Genomic DNA, 12955 nt, shown 5'->3' on the forward strand with positions numbered 1-12955 from the left:
GCGGCCATAGCGGGTGAAAGCCCCGTACACTCATGAGGTTTACAACATGACTATTGGTGTAGTCGGTCGTAAATGCGGTATGACCCGTATTTTCACCGAAGAAGGTGTCTCCATTCCGGTCACGGTCATTGAGATCGAGCCGAATCGCGTCACCCAGTTCAAAACTGAAGAGACCGATGGCTATCGTGCAGTGCAAGTCACTGTCGGCGAGCGTCGCGCTTCGCGTGTTACAGCTGCTCAAGCTGGCCACTTCGCCAAGGCGAACGTTGCCGCTGGTCGTACCGTAATGGAATTCCGCCTTGAAGAAGGCGAGTACCAGGCCGGCGATCTGATCAACGCTGAAATCTTCGCCGCTGGCCAACTGGTTGATGTAACCGGTCAGTCCAAGGGTAAAGGCTTCCAGGGTACGATCAAGCGTTGGAACTTCCGCGGGCAAGATAATACCCACGGTAACTCCGTGTCCCACCGCGTTCCAGGCTCTATCGGCCAGTGCCAGACTCCTGGTCGTGTATTCAAGGGCAAAAAAATGTCCGGTCATATGGGCGCTGAGCGCGTGACCGTGCAGTCCCTCGAAGTAGTGCGCGTGGACGCTGAACGCAATCTGTTGTTGGTCAAGGGCGCTGTTCCTGGCGCTACTGGCGGCAACTTGGTTGTACGTCCAGCAGCCAAGGCTCGCGGTTAAGGGGAAGCTGACATGCAATTAAATGTAAATGACGCTCAAGCGATCGAAGTTTCCGAACTGACATTTGGCGGCGAATTCAACGAGACGCTGGTTCACCAAGCAGTCGTGGCCTACATGGCCGGCGGCCGTCAAGGTAGCAAGCAGCAAAAGACCCGTTCCGACGTTCGTGGTGGCGGTAAGCGCCCGTGGCGTCAGAAAGGTACTGGCCGTGCTCGTGCCGGTACTATCCGTAGCCCAATCTGGCGTGGCGGCGGTACCACTTTCGCAGCTCGTCCTCAGGATCACACCCAGAAGCTGAACAAGAAGATGTATCGCGCAGCAATGCGTTCCATCCTTGCTGAGCTGGTGCGTACTGATCGTCTGGTCGTGGTTCAGGACTTCGCTGTTGATGCACCGAAGACCAAAGATCTGCTGAACAAACTGACCGGCATGGGCCTGACTGACGTCTTGATCGTGTCTGAAGTAGTTGATCAGAACCTGTACCTGGCTGCTCGCAACCTGCCACACGTTGATGTACGTGACGTGCAAGGTTCCGATCCAGTTAGTCTGATCGCATACGACAAGGTGTTGATCACCGTGTCGGCCGTGAAGAAATTCGAGGAGCTGCTGGGATGAACCAGGAACGCGTATTTAAAGTTCTGCTCGGCCCGCACGTTTCCGAGAAGGCTACGGTTCTGGCTGACAAGAAAGGCCAGTTCGTTTTCAAGGTTGCAACTGACGCAACCAAGCTGGAAATCAAGAAGGCCGTCGAAAGCCTGTTCAGCGTGAAAGTAGAGCGTGTTACTACCCTGAATGTTCTGGGTAAGAGCAAGCGCACTGCTCGCGGTCTGGGCAAGCGTAATGACTGGAAGAAGGCAGTTATCTCCCTTCAGCCAGGCCAAGATCTCGATTTCAGCAGCAGTGCTGAGTAAGGAAGGGGTGCATCATGGCAATCGTTAAATGCAAACCGACTTCCCCTGGCCGCCGTTTTGTGGTCAAGGTGGTCAACCAGGAGCTGCATAAAGGCGCTCCTCACGCACCGCTGCTCGAGAAAAAATCGAAGACTGGTGGTCGTAACAACAATGGTCGTATTACCACGCGTCACATCGGTGGTGGCCATAAGCAGCATTATCGTCTGGTCGACTTCCGTCGCAACGACAAGGATGGCATCGCTGCCACCGTCGAGCGTATCGAATACGATCCAAACCGTACTGCTCACATCGCTCTGCTGCTGTACGCAGATGGCGAGCGTCGCTACATCATCGCCCCTAAAGGCGTGAGTGCTGGCGACCAGCTGATCGCAGGTGCCCTGGCACCGATCAAGCCGGGCAACGCTCTGCAACTGCGTAACATTCCAGTTGGTAGCACCGTACACGGCATCGAATTGAAGCCAGGTAAAGGCGCACAGATCGCTCGTTCCGCTGGTGCTTCGGCTCAGCTGATCGCTCGTGAAGGTGTCTACGTGACCCTGCGTCTGCGTTCTGGTGAGATGCGTAAAGTACTGGCTGAATGCCGTGCGACCCTGGGCGAAGTCTCGAACTCCGAGCACAGCCTGCGTTCGTTGGGTAAAGCTGGTGCCAAGCGCTGGCGTGGCGTTCGCCCAACCGTTCGTGGTGTTGCCATGAACCCGGTTGACCACCCACATGGTGGTGGTGAAGGTCGTACCTCTGGTGGTCGTCATCCGGTATCGCCATGGGGCTTCCCGACTAAGGGCGCGAAGACTCGTGGTAATAAGCGTACCGACAAAATGATCGTCCGTCGTCGCAAGTAAATAGAGGGATACGACAGTGCCACGTTCTCTGAAAAAAGGTCCTTTTATTGATCTTCACCTACTGAAGAAGATCGAAGTGGCGGCGGAAAAGAACGATCGCAAACCAGTTAAGACCTGGTCGCGTCGTTCGATGATCCTGCCACAAATGGTCGGTCTGACCATCGCAGTACACAACGGTCGCCAGCACGTCCCAGTTCTCGTGAACGAAGACATGGTCGGCCACAAACTGGGCGAGTTCGCCGGTACCCGCACATATCGTGGGCACGTGGCTGACAAGAAAGCCAAGCGTTAAGGGGTTAGGAAATGGAAGTAGCCGCTAAGTTGTCGGGCGCTCGAATCTCCGCCCAGAAAGCCCGCTTGGTCGCCGACCAGATCCGCGGGAAGAAGGTGGGCGAAGCGCTCAACCTGTTGGCTTTCAGCAGTAAGAAAGCCGCCGAGATCATGAAGAAAGTGCTGGAGTCGGCCGTAGCCAACGCCGAGCATAACGAAGGCGCAGACGTTGATGACCTGAAGGTCAGCACCGTTTTCGTCAACGAAGGGCGTTCGCTGAAGCGCATCATGCCACGTGCCAAAGGCCGTGCTGATCGCATCGTCAAGCGGTCTTGCCATATCACTGTCAAGGTTGCTGACAAGTAACGGAGTCGAAGAGATGGGTCAGAAAGTACATCCCATTGGCATTCGCCTGGGAATCGTCAAGGAGCACACCTCCGTCTGGTACGCAGACGGTCGGACTTATGCGGACTATTTGTTCGCTGATCTGAAGGTGCGTGAGTATCTCCAAGACAAACTAAAAAGCGCGTCCGTAAGCCGTATCGATATCCATCGTCCGGCGCAGACTGCACGCATCACCATCCACACCGCTCGTCCAGGTATCGTTATCGGGAAGAAAGGTGAAGATGTTGAGAAGCTGCGTCAGGACCTGACCAAGCAAATGGGTGTGCCTGTGCACATCAATATCGAAGAGATCCGCAAGCCGGAGCTCGACGGTATGCTGGTTGCGCAGAGCGTAGCTCAGCAGCTGGAGCGTCGCGTAATGTTCCGTCGCGCTATGAAGCGCGCTGTACAGAACGCAATGCGCATTGGTGCCAAAGGCATCAAAATCCAAGTGAGCGGTCGTCTCGGCGGTGCTGAAATCGCACGTACTGAATGGTATCGCGAAGGTCGTGTGCCTCTGCACACCCTGCGTGCCGACATCGACTATGCCAACTACGAAGCTCACACCACTTACGGTGTGATCGGTGTAAAGGTTTGGATCTTCAAAGGCGAAGTAATTGGTGGTCGCCAAGAAGAACTGAAACCACAAGCACCAGCGCCTCGTAAAAAAGCTGCTAAGTAAGGGGTACGCCAAATGTTGCAACCAAAGCGTACGAAGTTCCGCAAGCAGATGACCGGTCACAACCGTGGCCTGGCATTGCGCGGTAGCAAAGTCAGCTTCGGCGAGTTCGCGCTGAAGTCTGTTGCTCGTGGTCGTCTCACCGCTCGTCAGATCGAGTCAGCGCGTCGTGCTCTGACCCGTCACGTAAAACGTGGCGGCAAGATCTGGATCCGTGTATTCCCGGACAAGCCTGTCACCAAGAAGCCACTCGAAGTTCGGATGGGTAAAGGTAAGGGTAACGTGGAGTACTGGGTTGCCCAGATTCAGCCAGGCAAAGTCCTGTATGAAATCGAGGGTGTTTCTGAAGAGCTGGCGCGTGAGGCTTTCGCCCTGGCTGCTGCAAAGCTGCCGCTCGCCACCTCCTTTGTTAAACGGACGGTGATGTGATGAAAGCGAATGAACTTCGTGAAAAATCAGCACAGCAGCTGAACGAGCAACTGCTCGGCCTGCTGCGCGACCAGTTCAATCTGCGTATGCAGAAGGCAACTGGCCAGTTGGGGCAGTCTCATCTGCTCTCGCAAGTTAAGCGTGACATCGCTCGCGTGAAAACTGTGCTCAACCAGCAGGCAGGTAAGTAATCATGGCTGAAGCCGAAAAAACTGTCCGTACGCTGACTGGCCGTGTTGTCAGCGACAAGATGGACAAAACCATCACCGTTCTGATCGAGCGTCGCGTTAAGCACCCGATCTACGGTAAATACGTTAAGCGTTCGACTAAGCTGCACGCGCACGACGAAACCAATCAGTGCCACATCGGCGACAAAGTCACTATTCGTGAAACTCGTCCGATGGCCAAGACCAAGTCTTGGGCGCTGGTTGATGTTCTCGAACGCGCTGTGGAAGTCTAAGGGCTAGGGGTCGGAGAAATTATATGATTCAGACTCAATCCATGCTCGATGTGGCCGATAACAGCGGCGCTCGCCGTGTTATGTGCATCAAGGTGCTGGGTGGCTCCCATCGTCGTTACGCTGGTATCGGTGACATCATCAAAGTTACCGTCAAGGAAGCAATTCCTCGCGGCAAGGTGAAGAAAGGTCAAGTGATGACTGCTGTTGTAGTCCGCACTCGCCATGGTGTTCGTCGTGCTGACGGCTCCATCATCCGCTTTGATGGCAACGCTGCTGTTCTGCTGAACAACAAGCAAGAGCCAATCGGCACCCGTATCTTTGGGCCAGTGACCCGTGAACTTCGTACTGAGAAGTTCATGAAGATCGTCTCGCTCGCCCCAGAAGTGCTGTAAGGAGATCCGACATGCAAAAGATTCGTCGTGACGACGAGATCATCGTGATCGCCGGCAAAGACAAAGGTAAGCGCGGTAAGGTGCTTAAGGTTCTCGCTAACAACCGTCTGGTTATTGGCGGTCTGAACCTGGTCAAGCGTCATACCAAGCCTAACCCGATGTCGGGCGTGCAGGGCGGTATCGTCGAAAAAGAAGCTCCACTGGATGCTTCTAACGTCGCCATTTTCAACGGCGAAACCAACAAGGCTGACCGCGTTGGTTTCAAAGTAGAAGACGGCAAGAAAATTCGTGTCTTCAAGTCGACCCAAAAAGCGGTTGATGCTTGAACACTGCTAGGTAGATGAGACCATGGCACGACTAAAAGAGATTTACCGGAAGGAAATCGCACCGAAACTTAAGGAAGAACTTAAGCTTTCGAACGTGATGGAAGTTCCGCGCGTTACCAAAATCACCCTGAACATGGGTCTGGGCGAAGCGATCGGCGACAAAAAAGTCATCGAGCACGCTGTTGCCGACCTGGAAAAGATCACCGGTCAGAAAGTCGTTGTGACTTACGCTCGGAAATCCATCGCTGGCTTTAAAGTCCGTGAAGGTTGGCCGATCGGCGTCAAAGTGACCCTGCGCCGTGAGCGTATGTACGAGTTCCTGGATCGTCTGCTGTCGATCTCCCTGCCTCGGGTTCGCGACTTCCGCGGCCTGAATGCCAAGTCCTTCGATGGTCGTGGCAACTACAGCATGGGCGTAAAAGAGCAGATCATTTTCCCGGAAATCGATTACGACAAGATCGACGCTCTCCGCGGTCTGGACATTACCCTGACCACCACTGCTCGGACGGATGACGAAGGTCGCGCATTGCTGCGCGCTTTCAAATTCCCGTTCCGCAACTGATTGGAGTAGGAAAATGGCCAAGAAGAGCATGAAGAACCGTGAGCTGAAGCGTCAGCTCACCGTTGCCAAGTACGCCACCAAGCGTGCAGCGCTGAAAGCGATCATCGTGGATCTGAACGCAAGTCCAGAAGCACGTTGGGAAGCTACCGTAGCACTGCAGAAGCAGCCACGTGACGCCAGCGCCTCGCGCATGCGTAACCGCTGCCGCCTGACTGGTCGTCCGCACGGCGTGTACCGCAAGTTCGGCCTCGGCCGTAACATGCTGCGTCAAGCTGCAATGCGTGGTGACGTTCCAGGTCTGGTTAAAGCCAGCTGGTAAGCACTGTCAAAGTCGCGGCGTTCGGAATCGCAAGATCCTGACCGTCGGTGACCTTGAACTTGAATCAAGCCCCTTTTGGGGCTTGATTCATTTGTGGGGTGTGTCTAGAATACCCGGCTCGCCTGAGCCCGTGCTTTTATCGCACGGATGCGCTCGGCGACACGTACTAGCCGAGAGGCTAATTTTTTGTGTATTAGGAGCGTCTAGCCCATGAGTATGCAGGACCCGTTAGCGGACATGCTAACTCGTATCCGTAATGCCCAGATGGCTGAAAAGTCCGTCGTAAGCATGCCATCTTCTACGTTGAAGGTAGCTGTTGCCAAAGTCCTGAAGGACGAAGGTTACATTGCGGGTTATCAGATCAGCAGCGAAATCAAGCCTCTGCTGTCCATCGAGCTGAAGTACTTCGAAGGCCGTCCGGTCATCGAGGAAGTGAAGCGCGTTAGCCGTCCTGGCCTGCGTCAGTACAAGTCCGTCGATGATCTGCCAAAAGTTCGTGGCGGTCTCGGTGTGTCTATCGTCTCCACCAACAAAGGTGTGATGACGGATCGTGCTGCGCGCGCTGCCGGTGTCGGCGGCGAAGTTCTTTGCACTGTGTTCTAAGGGGGGATAAGCATGTCACGCGTCGCTAAGAACCCCGTTAAGCTGCCAGCCGGTGTCGAAGTCAAATTCGCAGGCCAACAGCTTTCGGTGAAGGGTGCCAAGGGCACTCTGCAACTGAACATCCATTCGTCCGTTGAGATCGTTGAAGAAGCTGGTGAGCTGCGTTTCGCTGCTCGCAATGGCGATCAACAGACTCGCGCAATGGCTGGTACCACTCGTGCGTTGGTAAACAACATGGTCCAAGGCGTAAGCCAAGGCTTCGAGCGCAAGCTCCAGCTGGTCGGTGTTGGTTACAAAGCGCAAGCAAAAGGCACAGTGCTGAACCTGGCTCTTGGCTTCTCGCACCCAGTGGATTATGAACTGCCGGAAGGCATCACCGCTGAGACTCCTAGCCAGACCGATATCCTGATCAAGGGCATCGACAAGCAGCTGGTAGGTCAAGTGGCCGCCGAGATCCGCGACTTCCGTCCACCAGAGCCGTACAAAGGCAAAGGTGTGCGCTACGCGGACGAAGTCGTCCGTCGTAAAGAAGCCAAGAAGAAGTAGGGCATAGCAAATGACCGACAAAAAAGTTACTCGACTGCGTCGCGCTCGCAAAGCACGCCTGAAAATGCACGAACTCGAAGTCGTGCGTCTCTGCGTGTTCCGCTCGTCGCAGCACATCTACGCCCAGGTCATTTCGGCCGACGGCAACAAAGTCCTGGCAAGTGCCTCGACTTTGGATAAAGAACTGCGTGATGGTGCCACTGGCAACATCGACGCGGCCACTAAGGTTGGCCAGCTGGTCGCTACGCGTGCTAAAGCCGCTGGCGTCTCGCAGGTGGCTTTCGACCGCTCTGGCTTCAAGTACCACGGCCGCGTCAAGGCGCTGGCTGATGCTGCTCGTGAAGCTGGGCTGGAGTTCTAAGTTATGTCAAATAACGACCAAAAGCGCGACGAAGGCTACATCGAGAAGCTGGTTCAAGTTAACCGCGTAGCCAAAACCGTTAAAGGCGGCCGTATCTTCACTTTCACCGCGTTGACCGTGGTTGGTGATGGTAAGGGCCGTGTTGGCTTCGGCCGTGGCAAGTCGCGTGAAGTGCCTGCTGCGATCCAGAAGGCAATGGAAGCTGCTCGCCGCAACATGATCCAGGTTGATCTGAACGGCACCACCCTGCAGTACGCAATGAAGTCCGCCCATGGCGCTTCGAAGGTGTACATGCAGCCTGCTTCTGAAGGTACCGGTATCATCGCTGGCGGCGCTATGCGTGCTGTCCTCGAAGTTGCTGGCGTTCAGAACGTTCTGGCCAAGTGCTACGGCTCGACTAACCCAGTAAACGTGGTTCACGCCACTTTCAAGGGTTTGAAAGCAATGCAGTCTCCTGAATCCATTGCCGCCAAGCGTGGCAAAAGCGTCAAGGAGATCTTCTGATCATGGCTACCGTAAAAGTTACGCTGATCAAAAGCATGACCGGCCGCATCCCTAACCACAGATTGTGCGTTAAGGGTTTGGGTCTGCGTCGCATCGGTCACACTGTAGAAGTCCTGGATACTCCCGAGAATCGCGGGATGATCAACAAGGCTTACTACATGCTGCGTGTCGAGGGTTAATCGATGAAACTCAATGATCTGAGTCCAGCGCCGGGTTCCCGTCGCGAAAAGCATCGTCCGGGCCGTGGTATCGGTAGTGGTTTGGGCAAGACCGGTGGCCGTGGCCACAAAGGTCAGACCTCCCGCTCCGGTGGCACCATCGCTCCAGGCTTTGAAGGCGGTCAACAGCCGCTGCATCGTCGCCTGCCGAAATTCGGTTTCGTTTCCCTGAAAGCCATGGACCGCGCAGAAGTGCGTCTGTCCGAACTGGCCAAAGTGGACGGCGACATCGTCACCGTGCAGTCCCTGAAGGATGCCAATGTGATCAACCAGAACGTACAGCGTGTGAAAATCATGCTGTCGGGCGAAGTTGCTCGTGCTGTCACCATCGGAAAGGGAATCGGCGCCACCAAAGGTGCGCGTGCGGCTATCGAAGCAGCTGGCGGCAAGTTCGAGGAATAAATGGCTAAGCAAGGTGCTCTCTCTGCGCTCGGCAAAGGCGGTATGTCTGAACTCTGGGCTCGTCTGCGTTTTCTGTTCCTGGCGATTATCGTCTACCGAATAGGCGCACACATCCCGGTTCCAGGTATCAACCCGGACCGACTCGCGGACCTGTTTCGACAGAATGAGGGGACCATTCTTAGCTTGTTCAACATGTTTTCCGGCGGCGCGCTGGAACGGATGAGCATTTTTGCACTGGGGATCATGCCGTACATCTCGGCATCGATCATCATGCAATTGATGACCGCCGTCAGCCCGCAGCTGGAGCAGTTGAAGAAGGAAGGTGAAGCTGGCCGTCGCAAGATCAGCCAGTACACCCGCTACCTCACCGTCGTTCTTGCTCTTGTCCAGGCTGTTGGCATGTCCATCGGTCTGGCGGGGCAGGGCGTAGCGTTCACTGGTGACTTTGGCTTCCATTTCGTCGCGGTAACCACTTTTGTGGCGGGTGCGATGTTCATGATGTGGCTGGGTGAGCAGATTACTGAGCGTGGTGTTGGCAACGGTATCTCGATGTTGATCTTCGCAGGTATCGTCGCCGGTCTTCCGAGGGCGATTGGGCAGTCTTTCGAGTCTGCGCGTCAGGGTGATATCAACATCTTCGCCCTGGTTGCCATCGGTTTGCTGGCAGTAGCGATTATCGGTTTCGTGGTGTTCATTGAGCGTGGTCAGCGTCGTATTGCTGTTCACTACGCCAAGCGTCAGCAGGGCCGCAAGGTATTTGCTGCGCAGACCAGCCACTTGCCGTTGAAGGTGAACATGGCCGGCGTAATCCCGGCCATTTTCGCGAGCAGCATCTTGCTGTTCCCGGCTTCGTTGGGTGCCTGGTTCGGCCAGTCTGAAGGTATGGGCTGGTTGCAGGACATCTCGCAGTCGATCGCTCCTGGTCAGCCGTTGAATATTCTGCTGTTTAGTGCAGGGATTATTTTCTTCTGCTTCTTCTATACGGCGTTGATGTTCAATCCGAAAGACGTAGCGGAAAACCTGAAGAAGTCCGGTGCCTTTATTCCGGGTATCCGTCCTGGTGAGCAGTCCGCACGCTACATTGATGGCGTTCTGACTCGTTTGACCTTGTTCGGTGCTCTTTACATGACGGCCGTCTGCTTGCTTCCCCAGTTCCTGGTGGTTGCGGCAAACGTTCCGTTCTACCTTGGCGGGACCTCGTTGCTGATCGTGGTCGTGGTTGTGATGGACTTCATGTCCCAAGTACAATCGCACCTCGTTTCGCACCAGTACGAATCCCTGATGAAGAAAGCCAACCTGAAGGGCTACGGCAGCGGCATGTTGCGCTGAGTAGCGTCCATAAGGTTCGAGGAGTTGGTGATGAAAGTTCGTGCATCGGTGAAAAAGCTGTGCCGTAACTGCAAGATTATTCGCCGCGAAGGTGTTGTTCGGGTAATTTGCAGCGCGGAACCGCGTCACAAACAGCGCCAAGGCTGAGTGTGATTGTGCTTTAAGCCCGGCAGCTAGTGCGCTGCCGGGTTGATTATTTGTTATTACAGCGATATTATCTCGCGCCCTATTTCTTGGCTTCCGGGGCGTAGGTAGCTGTCAATTGGAGTCCCACTGAATGGCCCGTATTGCAGGCGTCAACATTCCAGATAACAAGCATACTGTTATCTCGCTGACCTACATCTATGGTGTTGGTCGCACTACTGCACAGAAAATTTGTGCAGAGACTGGGGTCAACCCAGCCGCAAAGATCAAGGATCTGAGCGACGAGCAAATTGAACAGCTGCGTGGCGAAGTGGCGAAGTTCACCACTGAAGGTGACCTGCGTCGCGAAATCAACATGAAAATCAAGCGCTTGATGGACCTCGGTTGCTATCGCGGTCTGCGTCATCGTCGTGGTCTGCCAGTACGCGGTCAGCGTACCAAGACCAACGCGCGTACCCGTAAAGGTCCGCGTAAGCCGATCCGCAAGTAATCGCCCCAGCGAATCGACAGGAATTTAATCATGGCAAAACCTGCTGCTCGTCCTCGTAAAAAAGTTAAAAAGACAGTGGTTGATGGCATCGCCCACATCCATGCTTCTTTTAACAACACCATCGTGACCATTACCGACCGTCAAGGTAACGCTCTTTCCTGGGCTACCTCCGGTGGTTCGGGTTTCCGCGGTTCCCGCAAGTCCACCCCGTTCGCTGCTCAAGTAGCTGCCGAGCGTGCTGGTCAAGCTGCGCTGGAATACGGCCTGAAAAACCTCGACGTCAACGTCAAAGGTCCAGGTCCAGGTCGTGAATCCGCAGTCCGCGCTTTGAACGGCTGTGGCTACAAGATCGCCAGCATCACCGACGTGACGCCAATCCCGCACAACGGGTGCCGTCCGCCGAAGAAGCGCCGCGTGTAATCCAGGAGATTGTAAAGAATGGCTCGTTACATTGGTCCAAAATGCAAACTCGCTCGTCGCGAAGGCACCGATCTCTTTCTGAAGAGCGGCGTGCGCGCGATCGAATCGAAGTGCAACATCGAAGCAGCACCTGGTATCCACGGCCAACGCCGCGGTCGCCAGTCCGATTACGGCACCCAACTGCGTGAAAAGCAGAAGGTCCGTCGTATCTACGGCGTTCTCGAGCGTCAATTCAGCGGCTACTACAAAGAAGCTGCTGGCAAGAAAGGCGCAACCGGCGAAAACCTGTTGCAGCTGCTCGAATGCCGTCTGGACAACGTTGTATACCGTATGGGTTTCGGTTCTACTCGTGCCGAATCCCGTCAGCTGGTATCGCACAAGTCGATCAGCGTTAACGGCCAGACCGTGAACGTTCCGTCCTACCAGGTTCGTGCTGGTGACGTGGTCGCTGTTCGCGAGAAGGCAAAAAACCAACTTCGCATTGTCCAAGCTCTCGATCTGTGTGCCCAACGTGGCCGCGTAGAATGGGTAGAAGTAGACACTGAGAAGAAGTCGGGCGTTTTCAAGAACGTTCCTGCTCGCAGTGATCTGTCCGCCGACATCAACGAAAGCCTGATTGTCGAGCTCTACTCCAAGTAAGGGCTAGAAAATAGGTGCATCCATGCAGATTTCGGTAAATGAGTTCCTGACACCCCGCCATATTGATGTGCAGGTTGTCAGTCCAACCCGCGCCAAGATCACGCTCGAGCCTCTCGAGCGTGGTTTCGGCCACACCCTGGGCAACGCGCTGCGCCGCATCCTGTTGTCCTCAATGCCTGGCTGTGCAGTAGTCGAGGCCGAGATTGACGGTGTGCTCCACGAGTACAGCGCCATCGAAGGTGTACAGGAAGACGTAATTGAAATCCTGTTGAACCTTAAAGGTCTGGCTATCAAGCTGCACGGTCGTGACGAAGTTACGCTGACCTTGTCGAAGAAGGGTTCGGGGGTGGTTACCGCTGCCGATATTCAGCTGGATCATGATGTCGAGATCGTTAACCCCGATCACGTAATCGCTAACCTGGCGTCTAACGGCGCCCTGAACATGAAGCTCACCGTAGCTCGTGGTCGTGGTTATGAACCGGCAGACTCGCGTCAGAGCGATGAAGACGAAAGCCGCAGCATCGGTCGCTTGCAGCTCGACTCTTCGTTCAGCCCGGTTCGCCGTATCGCATACGTGGTGGAAAACGCCCGTGTCGAACAGCGTACCAACCTGGACAAGCTGGTTATTGATCTGGAAACCAACGGTACCCTGGATCCTGAAGAGGCTATCCGCCGCGCTGCAACCATCCTGCAACAGCAGTTGGCTGCGTTCGTCGACCTCAAGGGTGACAGTGAGCCAGTGGTTGTCGAGCAGGAAGACGAGATCGATCCGATCCTGCTTCGCCCGGTTGACGATCTGGAACTGACTGTACGTTCGGCTAACTGCCTTAAGGCGGAAAACATCTACTACATCGGTGACCTGATTCAGCGTACCGAAGTAGAGCTGTTGAAGACTCCGAACCTTGGCAAGAAATCCTTGACTGAAATCAAGGACGTTCTGGCCTCCCGCGGTCTGTCCCTCGGCATGCGCCTCGACAACTGGCCGCCTGCAAGTCTTAAGAAGGACGACAAGGCGACTGCCTGATCGTCGTAATCACCGAACGTTG

At 55.1% G+C, this 12955-nt stretch carries 26 protein-coding genes; all 26 read left to right on the forward strand.

Going from position 1 to position 12955, the window contains the following annotated elements:
* The first annotated feature begins 46 nt into the window (after positions 1 to 46).
* The 26 genes from rplC (at position 47) to rpoA (ending at position 12933) form a co-directional block, all read left to right on the forward strand.
* The gene (rplC, locus tag HU762_RS23430) at positions 47 to 682 is read left to right on the forward strand and encodes a 50S ribosomal protein L3 (RefSeq protein ID WP_003186059.1); all 636 of its coding nucleotides are present in this window, start codon (positions 47 to 49) and stop codon (positions 680 to 682) included.
* A 12-nt stretch (positions 683 to 694) separates the two neighbouring features.
* Positions 695 to 1297, forward strand: a complete 603-nt coding sequence (rplD, locus tag HU762_RS23435; protein ID WP_007896707.1) for a 50S ribosomal protein L4 — start codon at positions 695 to 697, stop codon at positions 1295 to 1297.
* Positions 1294 to 1593 carry a 50S ribosomal protein L23 gene (gene rplW / locus HU762_RS23440; protein WP_002555488.1) on the forward strand — a complete coding sequence of 100 codons (300 nt, stop codon included), beginning with the start codon at positions 1294 to 1296 and terminating at the stop codon, positions 1591 to 1593. The genes rplD and rplW overlap by 4 nt, the downstream gene beginning before the upstream one ends.
* 14 nt (positions 1594 to 1607) lie before the next feature.
* Positions 1608 to 2432 (forward strand): 50S ribosomal protein L2, encoded by an 825-nt coding sequence (gene rplB / locus HU762_RS23445; RefSeq protein ID WP_003210080.1) that lies wholly within the window; start codon positions 1608 to 1610, stop codon positions 2430 to 2432.
* Between the two features lie 16 nt (positions 2433 to 2448).
* Complete coding sequence (gene rpsS, locus HU762_RS23450; RefSeq protein WP_002555486.1) at positions 2449 to 2724, forward strand: 30S ribosomal protein S19; 276 nt, start codon at positions 2449 to 2451, stop codon at positions 2722 to 2724.
* A gap of 11 nt (positions 2725 to 2735) precedes the next feature.
* Positions 2736 to 3068 (forward strand): 50S ribosomal protein L22, encoded by a 333-nt coding sequence (gene rplV, locus HU762_RS23455; protein ID WP_003103908.1) that lies wholly within the window; start codon positions 2736 to 2738, stop codon positions 3066 to 3068.
* Between the two features lie 13 nt (positions 3069 to 3081).
* A complete protein-coding gene (gene rpsC, locus HU762_RS23460) occupies positions 3082 to 3768 on the forward strand; it encodes a 30S ribosomal protein S3 (RefSeq protein WP_003176422.1) in 687 nt (228 codons plus the stop codon).
* 12 nt (positions 3769 to 3780) lie between these two features.
* The gene (gene rplP / locus HU762_RS23465) at positions 3781 to 4194 is read left to right on the forward strand and encodes a 50S ribosomal protein L16 (protein WP_003186052.1); all 414 of its coding nucleotides are present in this window, start codon (positions 3781 to 3783) and stop codon (positions 4192 to 4194) included.
* Complete coding sequence (gene rpmC, locus HU762_RS23470; protein ID WP_002555481.1) at positions 4194 to 4385, forward strand: 50S ribosomal protein L29; 192 nt, start codon at positions 4194 to 4196, stop codon at positions 4383 to 4385. The genes rplP and rpmC overlap by 1 nt, the downstream gene beginning before the upstream one ends.
* A gap of 2 nt (positions 4386 to 4387) precedes the next feature.
* Entirely contained in the window at positions 4388 to 4654 is a 267-nt protein-coding gene (gene rpsQ / locus HU762_RS23475; RefSeq protein ID WP_003194644.1) for a 30S ribosomal protein S17, read from the forward strand.
* A gap of 23 nt (positions 4655 to 4677) precedes the next feature.
* Positions 4678 to 5046, forward strand: coding sequence for a 50S ribosomal protein L14 (gene rplN, locus HU762_RS23480; protein ID WP_002555479.1), 369 nt, complete (start codon positions 4678 to 4680; stop codon positions 5044 to 5046).
* Positions 5047 to 5057: 11 nt separating this feature from the next.
* On the forward strand, positions 5058 to 5372 hold the full coding sequence (rplX, locus tag HU762_RS23485; RefSeq protein ID WP_003176416.1) for a 50S ribosomal protein L24: 315 nt from the start codon (positions 5058 to 5060) through the stop codon (positions 5370 to 5372).
* A gap of 22 nt (positions 5373 to 5394) precedes the next feature.
* A complete protein-coding gene (gene rplE / locus HU762_RS23490; protein WP_003186044.1) occupies positions 5395 to 5934 on the forward strand; it encodes a 50S ribosomal protein L5 in 540 nt (179 codons plus the stop codon).
* A gap of 13 nt (positions 5935 to 5947) precedes the next feature.
* The gene (gene rpsN, locus HU762_RS23495; protein WP_003186042.1) at positions 5948 to 6253 is read left to right on the forward strand and encodes a 30S ribosomal protein S14; all 306 of its coding nucleotides are present in this window, start codon (positions 5948 to 5950) and stop codon (positions 6251 to 6253) included.
* A 210-nt stretch (positions 6254 to 6463) separates the two neighbouring features.
* Positions 6464 to 6856 (forward strand): 30S ribosomal protein S8, encoded by a 393-nt coding sequence (gene rpsH, locus HU762_RS23500; RefSeq protein ID WP_003186040.1) that lies wholly within the window; start codon positions 6464 to 6466, stop codon positions 6854 to 6856.
* A gap of 12 nt (positions 6857 to 6868) precedes the next feature.
* On the forward strand, positions 6869 to 7402 hold the full coding sequence (gene rplF, locus HU762_RS23505) for a 50S ribosomal protein L6 (protein ID WP_003186039.1): 534 nt from the start codon (positions 6869 to 6871) through the stop codon (positions 7400 to 7402).
* Positions 7403 to 7412: 10 nt separating this feature from the next.
* Entirely contained in the window at positions 7413 to 7763 is a 351-nt protein-coding gene (gene rplR / locus HU762_RS23510) for a 50S ribosomal protein L18 (RefSeq protein WP_003186037.1), read from the forward strand.
* A 3-nt stretch (positions 7764 to 7766) separates the two neighbouring features.
* A complete protein-coding gene (rpsE, locus tag HU762_RS23515) occupies positions 7767 to 8267 on the forward strand; it encodes a 30S ribosomal protein S5 (RefSeq protein WP_003186035.1) in 501 nt (166 codons plus the stop codon).
* A 2-nt stretch (positions 8268 to 8269) separates the two neighbouring features.
* On the forward strand, positions 8270 to 8446 hold the full coding sequence (rpmD, locus tag HU762_RS23520; protein WP_010438202.1) for a 50S ribosomal protein L30: 177 nt from the start codon (positions 8270 to 8272) through the stop codon (positions 8444 to 8446).
* Between the two features lie 3 nt (positions 8447 to 8449).
* On the forward strand, positions 8450 to 8887 hold the full coding sequence (gene rplO / locus HU762_RS23525; protein WP_003186032.1) for a 50S ribosomal protein L15: 438 nt from the start codon (positions 8450 to 8452) through the stop codon (positions 8885 to 8887).
* Positions 8888 to 10216, forward strand: a complete 1329-nt coding sequence (secY, locus tag HU762_RS23530) for a preprotein translocase subunit SecY (protein WP_047229771.1) — start codon at positions 8888 to 8890, stop codon at positions 10214 to 10216.
* Between the two features lie 30 nt (positions 10217 to 10246).
* Entirely contained in the window at positions 10247 to 10363 is a 117-nt protein-coding gene (rpmJ, locus tag HU762_RS23535; RefSeq protein ID WP_002555468.1) for a 50S ribosomal protein L36, read from the forward strand.
* Between the two features lie 130 nt (positions 10364 to 10493).
* Complete coding sequence (rpsM, locus tag HU762_RS23540; protein ID WP_009045849.1) at positions 10494 to 10850, forward strand: 30S ribosomal protein S13; 357 nt, start codon at positions 10494 to 10496, stop codon at positions 10848 to 10850.
* A 30-nt stretch (positions 10851 to 10880) separates the two neighbouring features.
* Positions 10881 to 11270, forward strand: a complete 390-nt coding sequence (gene rpsK / locus HU762_RS23545; protein WP_002555466.1) for a 30S ribosomal protein S11 — start codon at positions 10881 to 10883, stop codon at positions 11268 to 11270.
* Between the two features lie 18 nt (positions 11271 to 11288).
* Entirely contained in the window at positions 11289 to 11909 is a 621-nt protein-coding gene (gene rpsD, locus HU762_RS23550) for a 30S ribosomal protein S4 (RefSeq protein WP_003176404.1), read from the forward strand.
* A gap of 22 nt (positions 11910 to 11931) precedes the next feature.
* A complete protein-coding gene (gene rpoA / locus HU762_RS23555) occupies positions 11932 to 12933 on the forward strand; it encodes a DNA-directed RNA polymerase subunit alpha (protein WP_003186012.1) in 1002 nt (333 codons plus the stop codon).
* Positions 12934 to 12955 lie beyond the last annotated feature (22 nt).

Source organism: Pseudomonas sp. SWRI92 (assembly GCF_014268685.1).
Classification (GTDB): Bacteria; Pseudomonadota; Gammaproteobacteria; order Pseudomonadales; family Pseudomonadaceae; genus Aquipseudomonas; species Aquipseudomonas marvdashtae.

Coding starts and splice junctions, on each gene's coding strand:
- rplC (WP_003186059.1), top strand. CDS start 47: ATGACTATTGGTGTAGTCGGTCGTAAATGCGGTATGACCCGTATTTTC.
- rplD (WP_007896707.1), top strand. CDS start 695: ATGCAATTAAATGTAAATGACGCTCAAGCGATCGAAGTTTCCGAACTG.
- rplW (WP_002555488.1), top strand. CDS start 1,294: ATGAACCAGGAACGCGTATTTAAAGTTCTGCTCGGCCCGCACGTTTCC.
- rplB (WP_003210080.1), top strand. CDS start 1,608: ATGGCAATCGTTAAATGCAAACCGACTTCCCCTGGCCGCCGTTTTGTG.
- rplV (WP_003103908.1), top strand. CDS start 2,736: ATGGAAGTAGCCGCTAAGTTGTCGGGCGCTCGAATCTCCGCCCAGAAA.
- rpsC (WP_003176422.1), top strand. CDS start 3,082: ATGGGTCAGAAAGTACATCCCATTGGCATTCGCCTGGGAATCGTCAAG.
- rplP (WP_003186052.1), top strand. CDS start 3,781: ATGTTGCAACCAAAGCGTACGAAGTTCCGCAAGCAGATGACCGGTCAC.
- rpmC (WP_002555481.1), top strand. CDS start 4,194: ATGAAAGCGAATGAACTTCGTGAAAAATCAGCACAGCAGCTGAACGAG.
- rpsQ (WP_003194644.1), top strand. CDS start 4,388: ATGGCTGAAGCCGAAAAAACTGTCCGTACGCTGACTGGCCGTGTTGTC.
- rplN (WP_002555479.1), top strand. CDS start 4,678: ATGATTCAGACTCAATCCATGCTCGATGTGGCCGATAACAGCGGCGCT.
- rplX (WP_003176416.1), top strand. CDS start 5,058: ATGCAAAAGATTCGTCGTGACGACGAGATCATCGTGATCGCCGGCAAA.
- rplE (WP_003186044.1), top strand. CDS start 5,395: ATGGCACGACTAAAAGAGATTTACCGGAAGGAAATCGCACCGAAACTT.
- rpsN (WP_003186042.1), top strand. CDS start 5,948: ATGGCCAAGAAGAGCATGAAGAACCGTGAGCTGAAGCGTCAGCTCACC.
- rpsH (WP_003186040.1), top strand. CDS start 6,464: ATGAGTATGCAGGACCCGTTAGCGGACATGCTAACTCGTATCCGTAAT.
- rplF (WP_003186039.1), top strand. CDS start 6,869: ATGTCACGCGTCGCTAAGAACCCCGTTAAGCTGCCAGCCGGTGTCGAA.
- rplR (WP_003186037.1), top strand. CDS start 7,413: ATGACCGACAAAAAAGTTACTCGACTGCGTCGCGCTCGCAAAGCACGC.
- rpsE (WP_003186035.1), top strand. CDS start 7,767: ATGTCAAATAACGACCAAAAGCGCGACGAAGGCTACATCGAGAAGCTG.
- rpmD (WP_010438202.1), top strand. CDS start 8,270: ATGGCTACCGTAAAAGTTACGCTGATCAAAAGCATGACCGGCCGCATC.
- rplO (WP_003186032.1), top strand. CDS start 8,450: ATGAAACTCAATGATCTGAGTCCAGCGCCGGGTTCCCGTCGCGAAAAG.
- secY (WP_047229771.1), top strand. CDS start 8,888: ATGGCTAAGCAAGGTGCTCTCTCTGCGCTCGGCAAAGGCGGTATGTCT.
- rpmJ (WP_002555468.1), top strand. CDS start 10,247: ATGAAAGTTCGTGCATCGGTGAAAAAGCTGTGCCGTAACTGCAAGATT.
- rpsM (WP_009045849.1), top strand. CDS start 10,494: ATGGCCCGTATTGCAGGCGTCAACATTCCAGATAACAAGCATACTGTT.
- rpsK (WP_002555466.1), top strand. CDS start 10,881: ATGGCAAAACCTGCTGCTCGTCCTCGTAAAAAAGTTAAAAAGACAGTG.
- rpsD (WP_003176404.1), top strand. CDS start 11,289: ATGGCTCGTTACATTGGTCCAAAATGCAAACTCGCTCGTCGCGAAGGC.
- rpoA (WP_003186012.1), top strand. CDS start 11,932: ATGCAGATTTCGGTAAATGAGTTCCTGACACCCCGCCATATTGATGTG.